This window comes from Pigmentibacter ruber, from assembly GCF_009792895.1.
GTDB classification, from domain to species: domain Bacteria; phylum Bdellovibrionota_B; class Oligoflexia; order Silvanigrellales; family Silvanigrellaceae; genus Silvanigrella; species Silvanigrella rubra.
This window is the reverse complement of record NZ_WSSC01000004.1, coordinates 422,215-443,598: the sequence shown is the minus strand read 5'-3', so window position 1 is coordinate 443,598 and position 21,384 is coordinate 422,215. Positions and strand designations below refer to the sequence as shown.

The 21,384-nt window shown below is 29.5% G+C and carries 20 protein-coding genes and 1 tRNA gene; 16 read left to right on the top strand and 5 right to left on the bottom strand.

Annotation, left to right across the window (positions count from 1 at the left end):
* Positions 1 to 8: 8 nt before the first annotated feature.
* Positions 9 to 1,298 (bottom strand): ABC transporter permease, encoded by a 1,290-nt coding sequence (locus GOY08_RS13490; RefSeq protein WP_158999441.1) that lies wholly within the window; start codon positions 1,296 to 1,298, stop codon positions 9 to 11.
* Between the two features lie 201 nt (positions 1,299 to 1,499).
* Between GOY08_RS13490 and GOY08_RS13485 the strand changes: the two genes are divergently transcribed.
* The 7 genes from GOY08_RS13485 to GOY08_RS13455 all read left to right on the top strand — a co-directional run bounded on the left by GOY08_RS13485 (position 1,500) and on the right by GOY08_RS13455 (position 8,981).
* Positions 1,500 to 2,714, top strand: a complete 1,215-nt coding sequence (locus GOY08_RS13485; RefSeq protein ID WP_158999440.1) for a KamA family radical SAM protein — start codon at positions 1,500 to 1,502, stop codon at positions 2,712 to 2,714.
* 133 nt (positions 2,715 to 2,847) lie between these two features.
* Positions 2,848 to 4,458, top strand: a complete 1,611-nt coding sequence (locus tag GOY08_RS13480; protein WP_158999439.1) for an aldehyde dehydrogenase family protein — start codon at positions 2,848 to 2,850, stop codon at positions 4,456 to 4,458.
* Between the two features lie 214 nt (positions 4,459 to 4,672).
* Complete coding sequence (locus GOY08_RS13475) at positions 4,673 to 6,715, top strand: hypothetical protein (protein ID WP_158999438.1); 2,043 nt, start codon at positions 4,673 to 4,675, stop codon at positions 6,713 to 6,715.
* 124 nt (positions 6,716 to 6,839) lie between these two features.
* Positions 6,840 to 7,001 (top strand): hypothetical protein, encoded by a 162-nt coding sequence (locus GOY08_RS13470; protein ID WP_158999437.1) that lies wholly within the window; start codon positions 6,840 to 6,842, stop codon positions 6,999 to 7,001.
* A gap of 27 nt (positions 7,002 to 7,028) precedes the next feature.
* Positions 7,029 to 7,127 (top strand): SH3 domain-containing protein, encoded by a 99-nt coding sequence (locus GOY08_RS15765; protein ID WP_158999493.1) that lies wholly within the window; start codon positions 7,029 to 7,031, stop codon positions 7,125 to 7,127.
* A gap of 12 nt (positions 7,128 to 7,139) precedes the next feature.
* Complete coding sequence (locus GOY08_RS13460) at positions 7,140 to 7,352, top strand: hypothetical protein (RefSeq protein ID WP_158999436.1); 213 nt, start codon at positions 7,140 to 7,142, stop codon at positions 7,350 to 7,352.
* A 498-nt stretch (positions 7,353 to 7,850) separates the two neighbouring features.
* Positions 7,851 to 8,981, top strand: coding sequence for an outer membrane protein assembly factor BamB family protein (locus GOY08_RS13455; protein ID WP_158999435.1), 1,131 nt, complete (start codon positions 7,851 to 7,853; stop codon positions 8,979 to 8,981).
* Here the strand turns inward: GOY08_RS13455 and GOY08_RS13450 are convergent.
* Together GOY08_RS13450 and GOY08_RS13445 are read right to left on the bottom strand one after the other, a co-directional pair.
* On the bottom strand, positions 8,964 to 9,707 hold the full coding sequence (locus GOY08_RS13450) for an RNA methyltransferase (protein ID WP_158999434.1): 744 nt from the start codon (positions 9,705 to 9,707) through the stop codon (positions 8,964 to 8,966). The two genes, GOY08_RS13455 and GOY08_RS13450, sit on opposite strands and share 18 nt — an antisense overlap.
* A 3-nt stretch (positions 9,708 to 9,710) precedes the next feature.
* Entirely contained in the window at positions 9,711 to 11,078 is a 1,368-nt protein-coding gene (locus tag GOY08_RS13445) for a CCA tRNA nucleotidyltransferase (RefSeq protein ID WP_158999433.1), read from the bottom strand.
* Positions 11,079 to 11,216: 138 nt separating this feature from the next.
* Between GOY08_RS13445 and der the strand changes: the two genes are divergently transcribed.
* The 4 genes from der (at position 11,217) to GOY08_RS13425 (ending at position 15,141) form a co-directional block, all read left to right on the top strand.
* A complete protein-coding gene (gene der, locus GOY08_RS13440; RefSeq protein WP_158999432.1) occupies positions 11,217 to 12,722 on the top strand; it encodes a ribosome biogenesis GTPase Der in 1,506 nt (501 codons plus the stop codon).
* Between the two features lie 2 nt (positions 12,723 to 12,724).
* A complete protein-coding gene (locus tag GOY08_RS13435; protein WP_158999431.1) occupies positions 12,725 to 14,110 on the top strand; it encodes an RsmB/NOP family class I SAM-dependent RNA methyltransferase in 1,386 nt (461 codons plus the stop codon).
* Between the two features lie 90 nt (positions 14,111 to 14,200).
* Entirely contained in the window at positions 14,201 to 14,692 is a 492-nt protein-coding gene (locus tag GOY08_RS13430; protein ID WP_158999430.1) for a Panacea domain-containing protein, read from the top strand.
* Positions 14,689 to 15,141, top strand: coding sequence for a hypothetical protein (locus GOY08_RS13425; RefSeq protein ID WP_158999429.1), 453 nt, complete (start codon positions 14,689 to 14,691; stop codon positions 15,139 to 15,141). Before GOY08_RS13430 ends, GOY08_RS13425 begins: the two co-directional genes overlap by 4 nt.
* 46 nt (positions 15,142 to 15,187) lie before the next feature.
* Here GOY08_RS13425 and fabG read toward each other — a convergent pair whose 3' ends face one another.
* Positions 15,188 to 16,006, bottom strand: a complete 819-nt coding sequence (fabG, locus tag GOY08_RS13420; RefSeq protein ID WP_158999428.1) for a 3-oxoacyl-[acyl-carrier-protein] reductase — start codon at positions 16,004 to 16,006, stop codon at positions 15,188 to 15,190.
* Between the two features lie 129 nt (positions 16,007 to 16,135).
* Between fabG and GOY08_RS13415 the strand changes: the two genes are divergently transcribed.
* The 4 genes from GOY08_RS13415 (at position 16,136) to GOY08_RS13400 (ending at position 19,426) form a co-directional block, all read left to right on the top strand.
* Positions 16,136 to 16,222, top strand: a tRNA-Leu gene (locus GOY08_RS13415).
* 105 nt (positions 16,223 to 16,327) lie between these two features.
* Positions 16,328 to 16,789, top strand: coding sequence for a hypothetical protein (locus tag GOY08_RS13410; RefSeq protein ID WP_158999427.1), 462 nt, complete (start codon positions 16,328 to 16,330; stop codon positions 16,787 to 16,789).
* 624 nt (positions 16,790 to 17,413) lie between these two features.
* Positions 17,414 to 18,484, top strand: coding sequence for a phosphatase domain-containing protein (locus GOY08_RS13405; protein WP_158999426.1), 1,071 nt, complete (start codon positions 17,414 to 17,416; stop codon positions 18,482 to 18,484).
* Positions 18,485 to 18,661: 177 nt separating this feature from the next.
* Positions 18,662 to 19,426, top strand: coding sequence for a tyrosine-protein phosphatase (locus GOY08_RS13400; protein WP_158999425.1), 765 nt, complete (start codon positions 18,662 to 18,664; stop codon positions 19,424 to 19,426).
* Here GOY08_RS13400 and GOY08_RS13395 read toward each other — a convergent pair.
* The gene (locus GOY08_RS13395; protein WP_158999424.1) at positions 19,421 to 20,200 is read right to left on the bottom strand and encodes an SDR family oxidoreductase; all 780 of its coding nucleotides are present in this window, start codon (positions 20,198 to 20,200) and stop codon (positions 19,421 to 19,423) included. The genes GOY08_RS13400 and GOY08_RS13395 overlap by 6 nt on opposite strands.
* Before the next feature lie 260 nt (positions 20,201 to 20,460).
* Here GOY08_RS13395 and trxB point away from each other — a divergent pair, with 260 nt between their 5' ends.
* Positions 20,461 to 21,384: a thioredoxin-disulfide reductase gene (gene trxB, locus GOY08_RS13390; RefSeq protein ID WP_158999423.1), complete on the top strand. Its 924-nt coding sequence runs from the start codon at positions 20,461 to 20,463 to the stop codon at positions 21,382 to 21,384.

The window sequence follows — 21,384 nt, the reverse complement described above, 5'->3', positions numbered from 1 at the left end:
TCTCCAATTTAATTTCTAACTGATAATATTTCAATTATATCTAGATTTTTAACCTCAATTGCTGGCCATACTGCAGCTAACATTGCTAAAAAAATACTTCCTAGAGAGATAAAAATAAGATCAAAATAATTCACTAGAATAGGTAAAGGTTTAGATGAATATGAATGTGTTATAAATGGAATTTGATAATTGTGAATAAGATATAAACATATTCCACCGAAAATAAGTCCTATTATAACACCAGTAAGACCAATAATAAATCCTTGCCACAAAAGTAGTTTACTAAGATCTAGTTGTTCAAAACCCATACTTCTAAGAATTGCAAATTCGCTTGATTTTCTTCGCACTGAAAGCAATAAAGAAATGGAAATACTGAAGCACCCTACTAAAATAATCATGCTCATTACAAAGCTCATTCCCCATTTTTCTAAGGTTAGAACCTTTAAAAAAGCACTATTTGATTCTGTCCAAGGAATAGCATGTAATCCTAACGAATTTAATTTTTCATCTAATTTTACGGCGAATTTTTCAGCATCTAATGGGTTTTTTATTTTTATTTGAATCCCTTTCCAAGTATTTGGAGTCTGGAAAAAAATATTTGCAACATCAATTGATGAAAAAATAATTTTCTGATTTAAAGCTAAATTCTTAAGATTTATATTTGCTCCTACAACAACAGGGAATTGTACTGGTGAAAGACCTCCAGGGCCATCATCTGGTTGAGTTGAGACAAGTGTTAAACTATCACCGACATTAAGACCTAATTGATTCATCAAATCATAGCTTAAAATGACAGTGGGAAAATCAGCAGATTTATAAATATTTTGTGCTTTAAGCTTTTTGTTAAGAATATCTAGACTACTATTTTTTGATAAGTATTTTTCAATACCAAGAGTAAGAGGTGCTTTTTCAGGGGATATTCCTTCTAATCTTGCCATTTGTCCCTTATTGCCCGCCTGGATAATTACATCACCACTTTGATAGGGCGCAGTAGAAAGAATATCAGTAGAAAAAGATTCTATCTTAGAAAGCAGCAGAGGATCTATTGGAATGAGATCATTTTTGTTTTTTGAAACAATTTCTATATGTGCATTTAAATTGAAAAGATTGCTTTTAATATCTTTGACAAATCCTCCCATCACGCTTAAAACTACTGTAAAAGCAAAAACTCCAATTGCAACACCAGTAACAGGTAATAATACGCCTATCGAAGAAGCATTTTTCTTAGTTCTGCTAGCCCAAGAAGAAAAAAGGTAGCGATATAAAAGAAATCGAATTGCTTTAGCTTTTGTTTGCATTTATGAGTCCCAATTCAAAACTTGAGTCATGGCTCTGAGAGTTTCACTAAATAAAAAAGTCACAATAATTGTTTACAAGGATAAGTAATTGTGTACAAGAAGGTGGGGATAAAAATAGAAAATATTTTATTTACTGTTTATTGCCTAACGATATTATTAAATTTGTAAGTAATTGTAAATAGAAATAAAGAAAGAATCAATATGTCGTTTGTTTATCCAAATCAGTTGCATATAAGAACTGCATTTAATAAAAAATTAGTAACACAATCGGGTGCAAAATTATTTGGTGTACCTGAAGAAACGTTCTCTAATTGGCGTTGGCAAATGAAATATCAAATTCAATCTGGCGAAGATTTCCCTGGGATTATTCATTTTTCTTCTGAAGAAAAAAAAGCATTTTTGGAATTAAAAAATGTTTTTCATGCTGGAATTAGCCCTTATTCAATATCGTTGATTGATTTTGTGAATCAAAATGATCCCGTTCGATTGCAATTAGTTCCCAAATTAGAAGAATTAAAAGATAATTATGGAGTGTTGGATCCTCTTAAAGAGGTCAATAATTCTCCTGTAAAAGAAGTCGTCCATGTTTATAAGGACAGAATAGCATGGTGTGTTGCCCAGCTTTGTCCCGTTTACTGTCGTTACTGCTTTCGAAAACGTCGAGATGGCGAAGAAGGATTGCATTTTAATCCAAAAATAATTGAAAAAGGTTTAGATTATATTTCTGGCAATAAGAATATTCGTGATGTGTTAATTACGGGTGGAGATCCATTTATAGCACATGATGGAACCATAGAAAATTTATTAAAAAAGCTTAGAGAAATTCCTCATGTTGAAATTATTCGGTTTGGTACTAGAACACCAGTTTCGTTACCTTATAGAATAACTCAAGAGTTTGCCGAGATGCTAGCAAAATATCATCCAATTTGGATAAATACACATTTTAATAGTGCACAAGAATTAACTCCAGAAGCAGCCTCTGCAATAGATACTTTGCTAAAAAATGGTATCCCTGTTGGAAATCAATCTGTCTTTTTAAAAAATATTAATGATGATGTCATAAAAATGCGTGAGCTAGTAAATGGTTTGGTCAATATGCGAGTTCGGCCTTACTATATTTATCATCCACAAATAGTTGGTGGGACAGAGCATTTAAGAATACCTATTGAAAAAGGTTTAGATATCATGCGTCAATTAAGGGGAAGTACAACTGGCTTTGCAAATCCTCAATATGTGCTCGATACTCCAAGTGGAAAAATACCTTTATCTCCAAACCATCTCATTGCGCGCGATGGTGATTATGTAATATTAAAGCAGTTAAACAATGAGCCATGGGCTGAACCAAGTCCGTTGGAAGAATATGTTCCGCAAATTCGGTTAGAAGAAAAACCTTTTCCTCACGCCCAAAGAATTTAAATTACATAAAAAAAGTTTAATAAGTTTTTGATTTTCTTTTATAAATTTCTTCAATCTTGTAGAAAATAGAATCCTGTATTATGAACAGCATTTGATAGCGATACAAGGAGTTTTATTTTCAAGGGAGAAATGTATGTATAAACTTTCTTTAAAAATGCCCAATAATGAGATGATAATTAATCCAAGAGAAATTGATTCAGAATGGGAAAAATATTCAATTGCGTTAAATAAAGTACCGAAACAATTTGATGTTCCAATGATTATTAATGGCAAAAAAGTTTATGCACAGAATAAATTAAAAAATTTCAATCCATCAAGTGGAGAGCAAATTGGAACCTTACAACAAGCAGATTCTCAACATGCTAAATTAGCTATTGAAGCTGCATTAAATGCAAAAGAAGCCTGGGCGAAATTGTCACCAGCATCAAGAATTCAAAAATTTAGAGATCTCGAAAATGTTTTGTTAAAATGGAAATATGAACTTTGCGCAACATCCACCGTTGAATGTGGTTACAATAGTTATGAAACATATGTTGAATGGGCAGAATTAATGGATTTTGTCCGTTTTAATAATTACTTTTACTCAGAGCTTTTAGCTGAAGAATTAGGTGACGGTTGGGGAGAAACAAACCAACTTCAATTACGACCTTTAAAAGGATTTACTTGCGCAGTGACTCCTTTTAATTTCCCACAAGCAATAGGATATCATCTTCCTTTAGTAATGGCTCTTACTGGAAATACTGTTATTTGGAAACCTTCCGATGATGCTGTATTTAGTGGATATCTTTTAATGCTTGCTTTAGATGAAGCTGGTTTTCCTCCGGGTGTGATAAACATGATCACTGGTGATGGAAAACCATGTTTGCCAAGCATTTTAACTCACCCAGAATTAAGTGCTGTAAATTTCACAGGTAGCTTTGCAACGGCAAGAATTTTTGGAAATTATTTATTTAATACTGAATATTCACGTATGAATTTTCCAAGATTTGTTGCTGAAACTGGTGGAAAAGATTTTCTTGTAGCAGATAAAAATATTGATGTGGTTGATACAGCACGGTGTATTATTCAAGGTGCATTTGGAAGAACAGGACAAAAATGTTCAGCAAACAGTGTAGCTTTAATTGATGAAAAAATTTGGCCAGAACTAAAAAATGTGTTGTTGGTTGAAACTAAAGCTTTAAAAGTTTGTAATCCAATTGAAAGATCCTGTGATGTTGGACCTGTTATTAACGAAAGACAGTTTGATAAAATTACTGCATTTATTGATCGTGCAAAAAAAGATTCAAACTGCAAAATTATTGCTGGTGGTAATTATAACAAAGAAAAAGGATTTTATATTGATCCAACAATAATTGAAGTATATGTTGATAAACATGAATTATTAAGTGAAGAAATATTTGGACCTGTTATTGCAATTAAAACTTTTAAACAATTTTCTGAAGTAGAACCAATTATTTCACAGCATAATTATCGATTAACTGGCAGTGTAATTAGTTTAGATGAAACATTTTTAGAAAAAGCAATTCCAGTTTTAAGTCAACTTGCTGGTAATTTTTATGTAAATAGAAAAACAACTGGCGCTATTGTTAACATGCAACCGTTTGGTGGTGATGGTGCAAGCGGTACAAATGGCAAAGCTGGTGGCAAATGGTATCTATTAAATTTTGTTTCACAAGGAACTATTACGAGAAGAAATGTACGTACTACAACACAATCAGCATTAGACAAATTCACGAAATTTTAAGCTATACCAAAATATTCTTAATTAAATGTAAATTGCTATAATCAATAAAATAAAATATAGATATTGTAATTATAACAAATTGACATATTATTTTTTTGATATTACAAAAATATTACAAAACTAGTTTTGTTTGTTGTAATTAATTAAAAATATAATAAATCTTATTTAACTAATTAAAATTATAAATATAAATCATGTTTTAAGGAACATCATAATGAAGAAAAATCTTATTTATGTATTTACATTTATTTTGTCTTATACTCAACAAAGTTATTCAAAATTAGAAAAAAATACTAGTGATGAAAATGCTCAATCTATTTTAGGTGAAGAAGATATTCCTAATCTAAGTCTATCAAGAAGATTTATACCAAATTTAGTATACAGAGCTTCTATAACAACTCCTGCACAAATTGCAATAAATGGTGGAATACCTTCAAATCCATTGGGGAATGCTGATTTATCTGATTACATTGGGCGTCATTATCAATTTTTAACTAATTTAGTTCCACCATTAAATTATTCATATTCAGAGTATGCTTTTCCTGTTGGAAGTAATACAAGTGAGCGTTTAATAAGCGAGTTTCAGATTGATCCAAATTATTTACAATCAATTCCAAATTTTTCATATCCTGCTGTTGATTACTTCAATTACTATAATGCAATTAATTTTTCTTCGAGAAATCTTGCACATCATGCTTTTACGGCAACTTATTCAAATCCAGCCTTAGCATTAAGAGATGCATTTTATTTTATTACTGCTTATAGTAATAATTATTTATATCGTCCTGCGATTATGACAATATACTTATATGCAATTATACCTGATCGAAATTTTGTTAGCGTAACTGAAACATATCGTAATGAAGTTGAAAGATTAAGAAATGACCCAGAAAGAAGGAACGAGTTTGAACATTTAATTCATTTAAATGACTTATATACCCAAGAGGATCAATATTTAGCATTTGGCAGAATTCCAACCAATCAAATTGCATTTGTAGATTCTTACTATTTTGATCACATGAACAGAACATATAGATATCGTTACTTAGATGGCTCAGGTCATATTAATCGTGAGCGTTTTGAGGCATTTAGTAGTAGAGAGGCCAGTTTGTATGAAGGTAACTATCCAATTGGTACTATTCCAAGATTAATACCGAGGCAAGTAGTTAGTGAAGCAGCTTCAGTTTGTTATATAAATAATCCAATTCACCCTGCTAATGAAACAGCTGAACGCCAACGTAGAGATGCTAACTTTACTATGGCAAAGAAAAATTTTGTGACTAATACTTTATGTAGAAATGATCAATTGATAGATTTTCAAAAAGAGTTCAATGAAAAAGCAACTAAAATTTTACTAAAAGATGATAAAGGAAAAAAATATTGTTTAGATTTACATAATTATTATTTATCATTTAATGAAAATTGTAAAGATTCTACTAAATGGCTATATTCATCAGCTGGGCAATTAATTACAGGAGTATTTGATGGTAAAAATCAACAAATATATTGCTTAAGTAATCCAGAATCAAACGATTATTATCCTAAAAGTCCACGTATGAAAATTTGTGATTTAAATAAAAAAGAACAGCAATGGAATATGAATCAAAATGATGAAAATAGATATTTTTTCAATTCTGCTTTAGGAGAAAATTTAAACTTAAATTTTAGTGATAATTATATTTATATATCTAAAAATTCTGCAAATTATAATATTATAAATTATAAAGAAATTTCTGAAAAAATAAGTCCCGTTTATAATCAGTTTAGTTTTTCAATAAATTTAATAGATGAACCTAATAAAGGAATTTATCCTTCTTTTTATGGAAAACTAAAATTGTATGATACGGATTATCTTTCAAGTAATAATTATTTGACTTACTATAATGCGCATAATAAAGCCATATTTTCTAACAACGGATATTCTAATAAAGTTGGTCCACAAGTATGTTATACTTCACTTTTAATTCAAAATGGAGGAAGTAGTTGGGACTATGCTGAAAATCAATATTGTTCGACAATTTCCAATTTAGAGGATAAATTTAAGTGGGATTTTAAAATGAAAGAAAATGAATTATATATTTATGATTTTGGCGATAATACTTTACGTTATTCGAAAAATAGAAATTATTTTTATGTAGGTGGAAAAAATTGGTATGATAGCTCCTTAAATTATACTGCCCCAAAATATGATAGTTTTCATAAAAAAAGTAATTTAAGTCAGATTTTTTCTATTCCAGAATTAAATTTAAAAAAATAAATGATAAAATTTAAGATAATTATAAGGAAAATTTATTTGGAGAATTGTCTCCTTGGTCTGAATCATATGTCAGAAGTATATTAGAACAAAGGAACGAAAAAAATTAAAAGATATAGAAGTAGAAATGTTCGAAAAATTTCGAATGAACTGCGGTGAAGATGAGGATGTTATCCAAGGCAATAAATCAGCTCCAAAATGTTACACTGAAAACTTCCGTCCCTACAGTTGTAATTGGTTTGCTCAAAATATTTTACCACATTTAAATTTGAATCAATTTGACATTTAGCTCAAATATAACTCATCACATAGAGTTATAACAGTTGATAATTTACAAGAATCAGCTATTTGGGCTGGAACTCCTTTATATTTTGTTAAGTATTCAAAAGATAAAACTTGCTCATTCGTTTTATAAGGAAGTTAGTTTATGGCTTGTGTAACTACTGCTAAATTAGAAAGTTTTGATGATAAAATTATTGAAATGTATAGAAAAAGTGCGAAAGAATATAAACTAAGTGTTATAACTAAAACAGAATCATCTATTTACTCACTTTTTTTAATACCATATAGAAAATATAATGGAAAAGCAATTTTAATAAATTCCAAATATCTTATAATAATTCAGAAAAATTTCCTATGAAACCTATTCAAAAACAAATTTTTTTAAAGTATTTGGCATTTAGTTACTCTAGTTTATATCAAAGGATATATTATGCTTTATATTGGAAAATTAAATTTTGATAATATTCAATATTTTTCATTCATATATCATAATATTTGGAGATTGCGACCAAGCAATAATAGCTATCGTTTGGTTATATAATATTCAATTAATAATTCATATAAAACAAGTAATTTTAGGAGTTTAATTTTTTAAACTAGTAGATTTGTATAAATATTAAAAATATTTTTATTGAATTTTTATGGTGTAAATATATTTAGGTACTTTATTTAATAATAAAGTACTATTATTTTTAATATAAGTTACTAAAAATTAATATTCATCGAAAAATTATAGAATTGATTTTTAATAACTTACCAATAATTATCTTATTATATTTTTCTCTTCCTTCTGTAAATACTGTTGATTTTATGATATTCAAATAAGATTGTTGATTATAATAGAAGAGGTGTTTCAATGTATAAATTCAGTTTAACTAAAATTTTATTATTTTCTGTGGCTATAAATTCAGTATTTATTAAGAAATCTGTTGCGGCATATAATACAAATAACTTTGAAAGATTTCTAAGAACAAAAAATAGAAATGTTCCTTTTAAAATGATTTATGATTGGAATATAATTACTGGATCAATTTTATATTCAAGTATTGCCAAGTCATTCAATGGAAACATGTATGTAGGATCTTTTGATCAAAAGCTTTATGCATTTGACAATAAAGGTAGCATTTTATGGAATTTTTATACTGAAGGAGCTATATACTCTTCTCCTTTTGTCGATAAAAATGGTATTATTTATTTTGGTTCAACGGATAAAAAATTATATGCTATTTATCCTAACGGTAAAAAGAAATGGGAATTTTTAACAAATGGCGATATATACTCCAGTCCAATAGTTGATCAATATGGTACCGTTTATGTTGGTTCTAATGATGGAAACCTTTATGCAGTTAGTGATAATGGTATTAAAAAATGGGAATTTAAAACAAATGCACCCATTTATTCAGCTAGTCCAAGTATAGATAAATTGGGAAATATTTATATTGGCTCTAATGATAATAAGTTATATTCAATTAACAAAAATGGGGTTAAGAATTGGGAATTTGAGACAGAAGGATTTGTTTATTCATCACCTGACTTTGCAAAAGATGGAACAATTTATTTTGGATCATATGATTCTAATATTTATGCTTTAAATCCTAATGGAACAAAAAAATGGCAATATAAAACTGGAAGAATGATTTATTCTAGCCCTAAAGTTGACCAAAATGGAACAATTTATATTGGTTCATATGATCATAAGTTATATGCTATGAATCCAGATGGAACAAAAAAATGGGATTTTGAGTGTGGTGGAACAGTTTATTCAAAACCTCAGATAAATAGATTTGGGAACATTTTAATAGGATCTTTTGATTACAAAGTTTATGAAATTTCCCCTGAAGGGAAATTAATCTGGAATTATAAAATAGGAGGGCCAATCTATTCAAATATTTTAACCGGAGAAAATGATGCTTTTTATGTAAGTGGTTTTGATCATAAAATATATGCTTTTAAGAAAAAATATGATCTTTTACCCTCTATTGATTAAAGAGTCTATTTTAATTTCAGCTTTATGAATAATTCCTTGAATAATATTTACTTCTTTAGTTGTTAATTTTTTTTCAGCTACTAATTTAGAAAAAACGCTTTTTCTTTTTTTATCATTTCCATTTTTAATATAGTTTATTTTTTGTAAAAAATTCATTATATTATCTTTTAATATTTCAACATGTTCTGACTTTGCTAATGTTTTATATCTCAAATTTGATGGATTACTATTTCCATCTGAATAAAGAAACTTACTCACTTCATAAAGTATAATCATAACGGCCTGAGCCAGATTTAAAGACTGTGAAGATCCAAAAGTTGGAATGGTAAGAATATGATTGCATAAGTCAATTTCAGAATTTGTTAAACCCGAAGATTCTCTACCGAAAACAAAAGTGTAATCATTACTAGTTTCTAAAAGATTTTTTAATGTCCAGGCAGAGTGAAGATATTTATGATGTCCCCTAATTCTATTTGTAGTTCCAATAATAAAATTTTTATCAGAAACGGCTTCTTGAAGGGATTTATATACTTTTGCATTTAAAAGTATTTCATGAGAATGCATTGCAAGAGACATGGCGCTATCATGACCATGCTGTAAATATTCACAGGGATTGACTAATCTTAATTCTGATACCCCCATATTATTCATTGCTCTAGCCACAGCACCAATATTTCTGGGATGTTCTGGACAAACTAAAATGATACAAATGCTTTTCTGACTCATGCTTTACTTTTTATTTAGAAGGGTTGAAATTTCAAAATATTCCATAAAAAATTGACTTTTAAATTGTAATATACTTTGAATTTTTGGCATAATTCCTTTTTTTAAATATATATACTGTAAATACTTAATAACAGCGGATATATATTTTTTTTCAAAAGAAAAATTTTTCACTTGTTTAACAACTTCCGTAGAATTAATACTTGGTGTTTTATTTTGACTAGTATATTCGATCATTTTGTAAAGAGTTTCTTTTAATAAAGGATCTTTAATAAAAACTGATAAATTGATAAATATACCATAAGCTAAACATTGTGAAATATTATGTAAGCTAACTAAAATTTCAAAAAATATAAAATCTGTTATTTCAATTTCTGTTTCGCTTGGAATGTGATCTTTTAAATGGATTGCTTTCAGAAATAAGGAACAAATCTTTTTATCTTCTGTTTTTAATGGCCATTGGTCAAAATGGTGGAGCATTAATTCATAATTTTTTATATTAATTTCATTAATATAAAGGAAAGTTTTTAAAAAATTAAAAAAAGGATATGGAGTATCAATTTTTATTTTACCTGTATTAATTATGTTTTTTATTATGCTTTTATTTGAATTTGAAGAGTCCTTTATATACTTGGGGAAAAATACTAAGCTAATATCCAATATTTTGTTTATATTTTCAAAGAAAAAGAAAAAACGACCAAGTTTTATTTTTTCAAACTCAAGTAATATTCTTTCTTTACTCAGTAAATAGATTCCATCTGACTTTCGTTTCCCAGCAAGAACGCATTCATCAGATATTTCAAAGTGTAAATTTGCTGCAAATCTACACATTCTAATAATTCTTAATGCATCTTCATGCAGACGACTATCGGCATCACCAACACATTTAATTACTTTCTGCTTTATATCATGCAATCCATGATGAGGATCAATAATTTTATTTTTTATGGGATCAAAGTACAAACAATTAATTGTAAAATCTCTTCTGTTTGCGTCCTCTTCAAATGTCCCTTTTGTTACATTTGAGGGTCTTCTCCTATCTAAATATTCACCTTCCTTTCGAAAGGTAGTTACTTCAAAGGAAATATCGTTATGTTGGACAAGACAAACTCCAAAGGATTCGCCAACAAACCTGCTATTCTCAAAAAGTTGTTTAATTTCTGCTGGAAGTGCTGAAGTAGCAATATCAAGATCTTTGGGGATTGAATTTGGTTTAATGACGAGGTCTCTAACAGCTCCTCCAACAATATAAGCCTCATACCCGTTTTTTTGGAGAATAGAACAAATCTGTTTAGCAGATACAAATATTCTTGATTTGCGGACATTTGAGTATGGAGAAAACTCCTTATTTTTAAAAAGCACTTTATGTTTCACAAATTTTCCGTTATGCAGGTTGATTGGCTATGATGCCTCATAGATTAGCCCTTTTTAGCCTCAACGATTATTTAAGGATCACGGCATCTAGAATAGCATTTAGCATATTTTAAAAGATAGAAACAGGACCATTCAAAAATGACTTTAAGAACATATACCCGTCTTGTAGCTTTGGTAGGACGCCCTAATGTAGGAAAAAGTTCCTTATTTAACCGTATTATACGTGAGCGGAAAAGCTTAGTGCACAATGAGCCAGGGGTTACCCGTGATCGCATTTTTGGCAGAGCCGAACACAATGGAGAGCTTTTTTATCTTTGTGATACGGGTGGTTTTGAACCAACATCAAAAGATAACATTAAAATACAATTGGTTGAACAAGCAGAACTGGCTATCGAAGAAGCTGAAACAGTTATTTTTGTTGTTGATGGACGTGAAGGAATTCATCCCGTTGACTCTGAACTTATCAGAAGACTGCGAAAATCAGAAAAAAACTTTATTGTTTGTGTAAACAAATGTGATTTACCTAAGGACGATATTTTTATTGAAGAATTTAGAAAATTAGGTGTTTCTAAAATTTTTCCTGTAAGTGCGGAACATAATAGAGGAATGGGGCAATTACTAGATGCTGCTACAGAAATCTTTGCAAATTCTAGTAAAATTAAAGAAAATGACTCTGAGAATCCTCCTATAAAACTGTCTATTATAGGCCGCCCAAATGTGGGTAAATCTTCAATTTTAAACAGACTTGTTGGTGAAACTCGTTCTATTGTTGATGATAGGCCTGGTACCACGCGGGATACGGTAGATGCTTTTTTAAAGTACCATGGCAGAGAATTACAAGTTATTGATACAGCAGGTATTCGCCGCAAAAGTCGAATGGCAGATAAATTGGAACGTTTTTCGGCTTTTAGAAGTGTTTCTTGTTTGGAAGAATCTGATGTTTCTGTCTTAGTGATTAATGCAGAAGATGGAGCGACTGATGGTGACGCTCGAGTTGCGGGTTATGCTTTTGAATTGCGTAAACCAATTTTAATTGTTGTAAATAAATGGGATCTTATTAAAGATAAAAATTCAAAGACTGTAAATGATTTTACTGAAAAATTGCACTTAGATTTAAGATATTTAAGGTATGCACCAGTAGTATTTGTTAGTGCTCTCGAAAATTTAAGAGTTAGTAAATTAATACCACTATGTTTAGATTTATATGATCAAAGTAATAAAAGAAATTCAACTTCCCAAGTTAATAACGTACTAAAAGAAGTTTTATTAAAACACACACCACCTATGGTAAAAAATAAATCAAAAAGAATTAAATTCTTTTATGCAACTCAAGTTGGTACTTTACCACCGAGATTTATTATTTTCTGTTCACACCCACAAGATTTACATTTTAGTTATAAGAGATACTTTGAAAATGCTTTTAGAGAAGCATTTGGCTATAAAAATATTCCAATATCAATAATATTTAGGGAAAGATCTCGTTCTCCACTAGATGAAAAAGGGGAACGTGTTAAAACAAATAAAGGAGCTCGTTTCTTAAAAGATCGTAACTATGATGATGATATAAGATCTTTAACAAATGATGATATGAAATCTTTAGATGGTTCTGAAATAGAATTTTTTGATGATGATTTAGAGGAATAAGAATGAGTTCTGAAATGTCTAGCACTAAAAATTTTGAAGGGCGTTGGGGACATTTATATAAATTATGGAATAACATTGTCAATCAAGACTCTTTACCACAAATTGATAGATGGTTGTCACAAGAATTTGCAAAGAATTCAAAGTATGGAAGTAAAGATAGGCGTTGGTATAGTGAAGGAATATTTGCCGCTATTCGTTATGGTTATTTTGCATTATTTGCAGAAGAATATTCTAAAAATATAAAAAAAAATAGTTCTTTAGAAATGAAAGATTTTCTTTCATATTTTAAAGAAAGGTATTCGCAAGATGTTAATATAATAAAAGCTTTTTCCACTATTAATACTGAAAGTTTTTTCTTGTGGATAAGGTTTCGTTATTTTTCAGCCAAAGAAGTTCCTGATAATACTAGTTTTAAAATTCCAGAAGATTTATATACTGAAGAAAAAAAAATTTATAATTCCTTAATCAACAGTCTTGAAAATAATAATAATTTAGAATCTAAAATGATTTTTTATAGTGTTCCCTTATATTATTATGAACATTTTAATAATAGATTTAATTATTCAAATTGGAATGCTGAAAAACAAAATATTTTATTTCAATCTTTAGAATCAAGACCTCCTATGTGGATTAGATTAAATAATCCTTCTGAAACAGAAAATGTTTTAAATGAATTACGACAAGAAGGTTACAAAGCATCAATCCATCAGCCAGGTATTATTATGCTTCAGGAAGTTAAAGGTGGAGTGTTTGCATTAAAGTCTTTTAGAAATGGATTATTTGAAATTCAAGATCTTGCAAGCCAGCAAATTGGCCAAAATATTCAAGTTAAAAATGGACAATTTGTTTGGGATTCTTGTGCTGGTGGTGGAGGTAAAACACAACAAATTGCTAGTTATTTAAACAATAAAGGTGTGATATATGCCTCTGATATTAGAGAATATAAGTTAGAAGAGTTAAAAAAGAGAGCAAAAAAAAGCGGTTTTTTTAATATTCGTTGTATCAAGTGGGAAGGTAACACACTTCCTAAATTTGCAAAAGAAATTGAAAATAAAAATGGATTTGACTGGGTATTAGTCGATGCCCCTTGTTCCTCTTCTGGAACTTGGCGAAGAAATCCTGATTCTAAATATAGGATAACACAAAATAGTATTGAAGAACTAAGTAAACTACAGTTGAATATTTTACAAAATGCAAGTTTAGGAGTAAGAGAAACTGGTTACCTTGTATATTCCACTTGTAGTTGGATTTATGAAGAGAATGAAAAAATAATTGAAAAATTTCTAAAACAAAATACTAATTTTATTTTTAAAGATCAAAAAATGTTAGGTTCTCCTTTCGAAAACTCTGATACTATGTTTGTAGGAATACTTCAGCGGACATATTAAATTTTCAAATCAAAATTACAAAATTTATTTTTTAGATATCTTGAATGAATTTGTAGTTTTATGGTATATAAACCATAAGAGGGTTTGATTATGCTTCATAACTTTAGGGCAGTTGCCAATTTTTTTATTGACAAAGCAAAAAGTGAAAACAAATTACTTTCACATATGCAAATACAAAAGTTACTCTATTTCGCCCATGGTATTTATCTAGCTATTTATAAATCTCCACTTATTGATAAAACCTTTCAAGCATGGAAACATGGCCCGGTTATTCCCGAACTATATTTTGATCTATCTCCCTTTGGGTCTCATGGCATTAAAAAAAAGTTAACAGAAGTAAAAAACTCCACCGGAAAATCTAAAATTTGTGAACCTTCTGTCAATTCGAAGGATCAAAATCTATTAGAACTTTTAAATTTTATATGGGAACAATTTGGAGGGTATGATGGATTAAAACTCTCCTATTTAACCCATGTAAAAGATTCGCCATGGGATAAGAACTATGATCCAAATTACAGAAATAAAATGATACCAAATGAAGAAATTTTCGAATATTTTAAAGATAAGGTAAAAAGAACTTGATAGGTATCCGTTTAGAGCCCAGTATTTTTGGTGAGACCCATTCTCTTTCTGATAAAATTGATTCTACTGAACTAAAAGATATTGAATTAGATCCTACAAAGGCAGATTTTGTAACTCCGGAGTGTCAGGATATCTTTAATAGTGCACAGAGTGTTATAACTCGACAAAGTTTAGAGCGAGAACAGGATGTACTGGCCTTAAAAAAGAAAAAACTAGAGTTAAATGCGCGTTTAAGATTAGAAAAGAAAATTACCACAATTATTATTTTTTATTACCTTGTTGTGGCCTTAATTTTAATAAGTCATATCATATTAACTGCATTAAAATTTATTGTAGTGAGTGACAGTGTTATTATTACTCTACTTACCGTCACTTTTGTAAATACAATAGGATTGTTGCTGATTATCGTTAAATACTATTTTCCTAATATCAACCAACCTGAAAAATAATGGAAAAAGTTTAAGTCGAAAAACAGGTTTTAACCGTTAGGAAATTCTAGTGCATGGTCATTCCGCCATCTACAGCAAGCGTTTGGCCAGTTATATAGCTTGATGCTTGACTAGCTAGAAAAATGACTGCTTTTGCAACTTCAATAGGATCACCCACCTTTTCTGATGGAATTTTTTCCTCTATTTTCTTTATTACATCTGAGCCTAGGGTACTTGTCATATCGGTAGTAAAGTATCCTGGTGCTAATGCATTTATCTGGATATTTCTTCCAGCGAGTTCTAAAGCAAGAGCTTTTGTTAGCCCTATTACACCTGCTTTGCTAGCGGCATATGCTGTTTGCCCTGCATTTCCAGTAAGGCCTACAACTGAAGAGATATTAATGATTTTTCCTGATCTTTTGCGCATCATTCCCATAGCAACAGCTCGTGCACAATTGAATGAGCCTTTTAGATTTGTATTCAAAGTAGCATCCCAATCATCTTCTTTAAATTTAACAAAGAGGTTATCTTTAGAAATACCAGCATTATTGATTAGTATGTCTATTCCACCGTGTTCTTTTTCAAGAACTTTTATGCTTTCCAGCACTAAATTAAAATCAGCAACATCAAACTTCGCACAAGTTGCTACTCCATTACATTCCTTTATTTCAGAAACAACAGATTCAGCAGCTGCCGCATTGCCAGCGTAATTTACGATTACTTTTGCACCTAACGTTCCCAAAGCAATAGAGATAGCTCTGCCTATTCCCCTTGATGCTCCGGTAACTAAGGCAACTTTGCCGTTAAAAAGGTTTTTTGCATAAATACTGCTAATTATTTGAGCGATTTCTGCTGCAGTTGCCTGTTTTTTTTCAGTATTTTCCATATATTCCTCTATTAGATAAGCAAATAATTGAACAAAATAGCCGCCTTGACGCTAGCATGAAAAAAAAATTGCGTAAATATCCTTCCAAGCCTTGTCAATCTTAAATTCTTGCTATATGTAATCATTCGTGCTCATGTGGCGGAATAGGTAGACGCACAGGACTTAAAATCCTGTATCCGCAAGGGTGTACCAGTTCGATTCTGGTCATGAGCACCAACTACTTCTTATTACCTTTCTTGTTATTATTTCAAAGCCTATAAAAAAATTAAAAGTGCGACTAATGAAACCGATCCTTTGTTTGGATATACGGAGAATTTTTTTATGCACAAATTTAGGCTATGCCATAGGTATTTTATTGCTATATTGCTATTAACTATTTTTTTGCAAACAAAAGCTGAAGAAGTTTTTATAGAACCCTATGAATTGGAGCCGCAAAGTATAATAGCAAGCATTAGAATATTAGATGATTCCACTTTTAATTTAACAAAAGAGCAAAAACAGAAAATCAAAAAAGTTTTTGATGAGCAAGTTACTTTAATTAAATCTATATCAAATGATTTACATATTAAACTAACAAAAATAAATGAAGCTATACTGGATGAAACAAAATCTGATACAGATTTAAAAAAAATGTATCTTGAATATTTAGATTTGAAAAAAAGAATATTAGATTTACATTTTCAAAATATTATTAGAATAAGAAAATTATTAAATAATACCCAGAAAAAGTATTTATTAGAACATTTAGAAGGCCATAAGGATATGAAAGCTAAATATGAATAATATAAATTTTGATATCACCAGATAAAATAAGTCAACTTTTTATTCACTTAAATTTTAAAATGATGATATTAAAAGGGTTAATATCTAAAGAAAATTTATTACTATTTTGCATTACAAATGAACTACTTTAAAATCTTTTAATAAATTAATTTTTTTGAAAATTTAATTTCAGAATTTAATTTAATGAAATTATTTTACTTAATGAAGTATTTACTAAAAATAAATAAGTGCTATTTTTGTAGTTCCATATTTCATATTTTAAACTCTCTGTGCCTGTACCAGAAATAATTGAAAACGCATTTTTATCTTATATTATTTGACCTTGTATAAAAATATTTGCTAAATGCAGTTATATCATTTATTGAAGTTGATGTAAAATTTATCGAGTATTTAATATCTTGACCAATTAAATCAAGTCTATAAGTAGCTTTTATTCCAAATTAATATTTTTTTACTGATTAAATTTTGATTAAAATAATATGAATAAAATGTCATAAAATATAAATTATAATATAATAAATAATATATTGTGTTACTCTTTAATTGTTTCTTTAGTACACTTGACGGAATATAGTCTAAGAATTACATATAGTTAAATAAAACCTATAACTATTGGAAGCTTATATGAAAATTACAAATTTTTTTATATTTACTATTCTTACTATAAATATCAAGTTTGCAGCCTTTGCTGAAAAATACGTTATTATATCTGACGTAGATGATACTATAAAAATTACGGCTGTTATGGCAGGTACTAAATTATTTGCTGAAAATTCAATGCAATCAAATGCTTTTTTTGCAATGCCCACATTATTTAAGAACTTTTCAGAGAATAATACTTCATCTGTAAGAGAAATATTTTATGTTACTGGTGCAAAGGGCCCTCTTGCTTATCCTGCAAATCATTTTTTGCAAGTAAATCATTTCCCAGCACAAACTACTTTAGCATCCCAGGCTAGTTCAAATAAATTTAATATTCAAAATGGGTTTCATGATATTGTAGGAATCATTGAAAAAATACCTAGTGTAATTCATCATAACAACCAAAATCAACCGCATGAAGAAATTGATCCTTATTTTCCTATTGGAACAGGATCTAGTTACTTCAATCAAAAAATAAACGACATGATTTTAAATGGTAAAGTTACTGCTATAAAACAAATTATGGATAGCGACCCAAATATTTATGCAATTTTAATGGGAGATAATGGTCAATTGGATCCAGATGTATATTTAAAAATCTCTGCAATGTATCCAAATAGAACTGTCACATTTATCCATCATATTTATGCTGGTCCTGATAAGAATATTATTAATTATTCACCAGGAGAAACAAGGAAAAGATACGAAATATATAAAGATCAAATTCCTTTTTTTACTACCGCTGATTTGGCAATCCAGTTTTATAAAATGGGTTTTATTTCAAGAGAAAATGTGACAAATATTTTAGATCAATCAATAAATGCTCTAGATTCTAGTGCAATATCAAGTTCAAAAACATCTGAACAGGTAGAGCATAATCAAAAATTATTCTACGCTCCTTGGATGAGTGGTTGTAATGGGTTTTTAAATACAGCTGAATGGGATAGAGTCGTTTTTAATCAAGTAAATGATGATAATGAGTTGCTAGATAAAATATCCAAAATACGCTTTGATATTTCTAATATTTCTGGCTGCAGACCTCAAGGAAACTAAACAAATTCCTAGTTTAAAAATTCTCACAGAAAAGTCGAGTTTTATTAACATAGAGCTCGATTTTTTTTATTTTTCCTATTTTTTTTTATATAATTGATTTAAAACAATCTGAAGAAGTCGAGTAGTATTCAAAGAATGCTATTTATCTGTTTACTAGTTTATAGGTGCGGATGTTTGATGAACAGAAAAAAATTGCTACTTTTTACATTAATACCTTTCTTCCTCATTCTATTAATTGTTGCTGTTATAGGGTTTGTTTATAAAAAAGATAAAAGTAAATATGAACCAAAACTATGGATAGGTTTTTTTGATTATAGATTAAACTTTAGAGATGTAGGGCAAAGTTTAAATAAATGTCTAAAAAAAGAAGTATTTAATACTGGTCTCGTTTATCGCTCAAATAAGTATTTTTCTGGTTGGAGTTGTGATAAAATTAACAATCCTAATAAAATATATTCATTCAACTTTAGCCCATGGAATCCACATTCTTATTACTGTGAAATGGAGCATGGTATAAGAAAATATGGCTTTCATCCTAATACAACATTTGAAATTAATGACATAGAAAATTTTGAAAATTGGAAAAAATTAGAGTTTAAAGAAACAATGTGCACTTTTTTTGAAAAAACTATACTTGATTTGACAAATAAAAGCAGTTTTTTATTTCATTGTGATGTTGGACGAGATCGCACAGGAGCGTTTGCAGCTATGCTTTCAGCTATGGCATTAGAGCAAAAAAAATTATTAAATGAATCAACAATAGATGCAATTGAATGTGATTATGAAAAAACAAGTGCTTTAGAAAAACATAAAATTGGAAAAATGAAAAATTTTATTTCTGAACAGCAAAAAAATGGCGGAATTTCTCATTTTTTACAAAAAGAATGTGGAATAAATAAGGATTTAATGGAAAAGGCTGCAAATAGTTTTATTAAATTATAAATATGATTTAGTTGAGCATCCATCTACTAAAATTGTTTGTCCATTGATGTAAGAAGCATCTTTTGAAAATAAAAAAGTTACCACTTTAGCAATTTCTGCTGGTTCTCCCATTCTATTAAGAGCTGAGCGGCTTTCAAAATTCTTTCTAATTATTTCTTTGTCTGTATTACTCATTTTTGCAGAGTTTTCAATTAAATTCTCTATATGTTCGGTCGCAGTTGAACCGGGTCCTACATTGTTAATACGAATTCCTGTATGACCAATCTCATGCGCTAAATTTTTTAGAAATATAACTAAACCAGATCTATATATTGCTGACATATGCAATAAACCAACTGGTTCTTTTATAGAAGTACTTGTTATAGCTACTATACTAGAGTTATTGTGTTCACAATGTGGCAAAATATTAAGAACAAATTGCGCAGGTCCAGCAAGCATATTTTTGTTACTTTGGAGAAAATCTTGATAGTTATGCTCAACTAATTTTTTACCTGTATAACCCCCACCATTCACTAAAACGCCAGATAATTTTCTTCCTTTTAATGTATTAATAATAATGTTTTTGGAATTATCTTCTGAAATATCTAAATCAATTAATTCTACGTTACTTGCCCCCAAACTTTTTAAAAAGCTTACTTTATCAGATATTTTATTAGCATTTCTTGACGAAATTATTAGACTTACTTTTTTCTTTGCCAATTCTTCTGCTACTGCATACCCAATTCCGCTCGAAGCACCGCTTAACCAGAAGAGTTCTGTATTATTTGATTTCATTGAAATATCCTTTGCATGAATTTCATAGATTTATAAAAGAAGACAATCAAGGTTTATAATATTTTCGATAACCTGTATATTTAGGTTGGTTGATTTTGTAAAAGCTGTTGAATTATTATGCAAATATTTAATATTACTGTATAATTTATTGGTTTAGAAAGAATTGAATTCAAGAAGTCTTGACATGTCTTAGACTCAGTCTAAATTACTCTTAGCGGCTGTTGCTGCATTGAGTTTCGTTAAAAAATTGGAGCAAAAAAATGGAAAATGTTGTCATTATTGGTTCTGGTCCTTCAGGCTTAACAGCAGCAATTTATACTGCCAGAGCAGCTTTAAACCCAGTTGTTATTAGTGGAATGCAACCAGGGGGGCAATTAACTACAACTAGCGTCATAGAAAACTGGCCTGGTTTTGTAGAAGGCATTGATGGAAATAAATTAATGCGTGATATGCGGGAGCAAGCTGAAAAAGTAGGAGCTAGAATGCTTAATGGCTCAGTTACTAAAGTAGAAAAAAGTAGTAAGGGAACGTTCATAATTAAGCGTGACTATGAACCAGATATTGAAGCAAAAGTTGTCATTGTAGCTACAGGTGCGTCCGCTATAACGTTACCTCTTCCCAATAAAGATAAACTAATGGGGTACGGCTTATCTACATGTGCAGTCTGCGATGGCTTTTTTTATAAGAATAAAAAAGTTGCTGTGGTTGGCGGAGGAGATAGTGCTATGGAAGAAGCAATGTATCTTTCAAAGCTTGCTTCAGAAGTAATTTTAATTCATAGAAGTGATAAATTTAGAGCAAGTAAAGCAATGCAAGAAAGAGTAATTGCAAATCCTAAAATAAAAATAATTTATAATACAGAAATAGTTGATACCCTTTCTGATGATAAAGGTTTAACAGGAGTAGTTGCAAAAAATAAAAATGGAACAAAAGATAATATTTCTGTTGACGGACTTTTTATGGCGATAGGTCATCACCCAAATACAGATTTTGTGAAGGGTTTAGTTGAAATGGATGAAAAAGGTTACATTTTAACAAAAAATGGAACTTATACTAACATAGAGGGAATTTTTGCGGCAGGCGATGTTGAAGACAAATTATATCGTCAAGCAATTACAGCTGCTGGTCGGGGCTGTCAAGCTGCACTACAAGCAGAAAAATATATAGAAGGATTTGCACATTAA

Coding starts and splice junctions, on each gene's coding strand:
- GOY08_RS13490 (WP_158999441.1), bottom strand. CDS start 1,298: ATGCAAACAAAAGCTAAAGCAATTCGATTTCTTTTATATCGCTACCTT.
- GOY08_RS13485 (WP_158999440.1), top strand. CDS start 1,500: ATGTCGTTTGTTTATCCAAATCAGTTGCATATAAGAACTGCATTTAAT.
- GOY08_RS13480 (WP_158999439.1), top strand. CDS start 2,848: ATGTATAAACTTTCTTTAAAAATGCCCAATAATGAGATGATAATTAAT.
- GOY08_RS13475 (WP_158999438.1), top strand. CDS start 4,673: ATGAAGAAAAATCTTATTTATGTATTTACATTTATTTTGTCTTATACT.
- GOY08_RS13470 (WP_158999437.1), top strand. CDS start 6,840: ATGTTCGAAAAATTTCGAATGAACTGCGGTGAAGATGAGGATGTTATC.
- GOY08_RS13460 (WP_158999436.1), top strand. CDS start 7,140: ATGGCTTGTGTAACTACTGCTAAATTAGAAAGTTTTGATGATAAAATT.
- GOY08_RS13455 (WP_158999435.1), top strand. CDS start 7,851: ATGTATAAATTCAGTTTAACTAAAATTTTATTATTTTCTGTGGCTATA.
- GOY08_RS13450 (WP_158999434.1), bottom strand. CDS start 9,707: ATGAGTCAGAAAAGCATTTGTATCATTTTAGTTTGTCCAGAACATCCC.
- der (WP_158999432.1), top strand. CDS start 11,217: ATGACTTTAAGAACATATACCCGTCTTGTAGCTTTGGTAGGACGCCCT.
- GOY08_RS13435 (WP_158999431.1), top strand. CDS start 12,725: ATGAGTTCTGAAATGTCTAGCACTAAAAATTTTGAAGGGCGTTGGGGA.
- GOY08_RS13430 (WP_158999430.1), top strand. CDS start 14,201: ATGCTTCATAACTTTAGGGCAGTTGCCAATTTTTTTATTGACAAAGCA.
- fabG (WP_158999428.1), bottom strand. CDS start 16,006: ATGGAAAATACTGAAAAAAAACAGGCAACTGCAGCAGAAATCGCTCAA.
- GOY08_RS13410 (WP_158999427.1), top strand. CDS start 16,328: ATGCACAAATTTAGGCTATGCCATAGGTATTTTATTGCTATATTGCTA.
- GOY08_RS13405 (WP_158999426.1), top strand. CDS start 17,414: ATGAAAATTACAAATTTTTTTATATTTACTATTCTTACTATAAATATC.
- GOY08_RS13400 (WP_158999425.1), top strand. CDS start 18,662: ATGAACAGAAAAAAATTGCTACTTTTTACATTAATACCTTTCTTCCTC.
- GOY08_RS13395 (WP_158999424.1), bottom strand. CDS start 20,200: ATGAAATCAAATAATACAGAACTCTTCTGGTTAAGCGGTGCTTCGAGC.
- trxB (WP_158999423.1), top strand. CDS start 20,461: ATGGAAAATGTTGTCATTATTGGTTCTGGTCCTTCAGGCTTAACAGCA.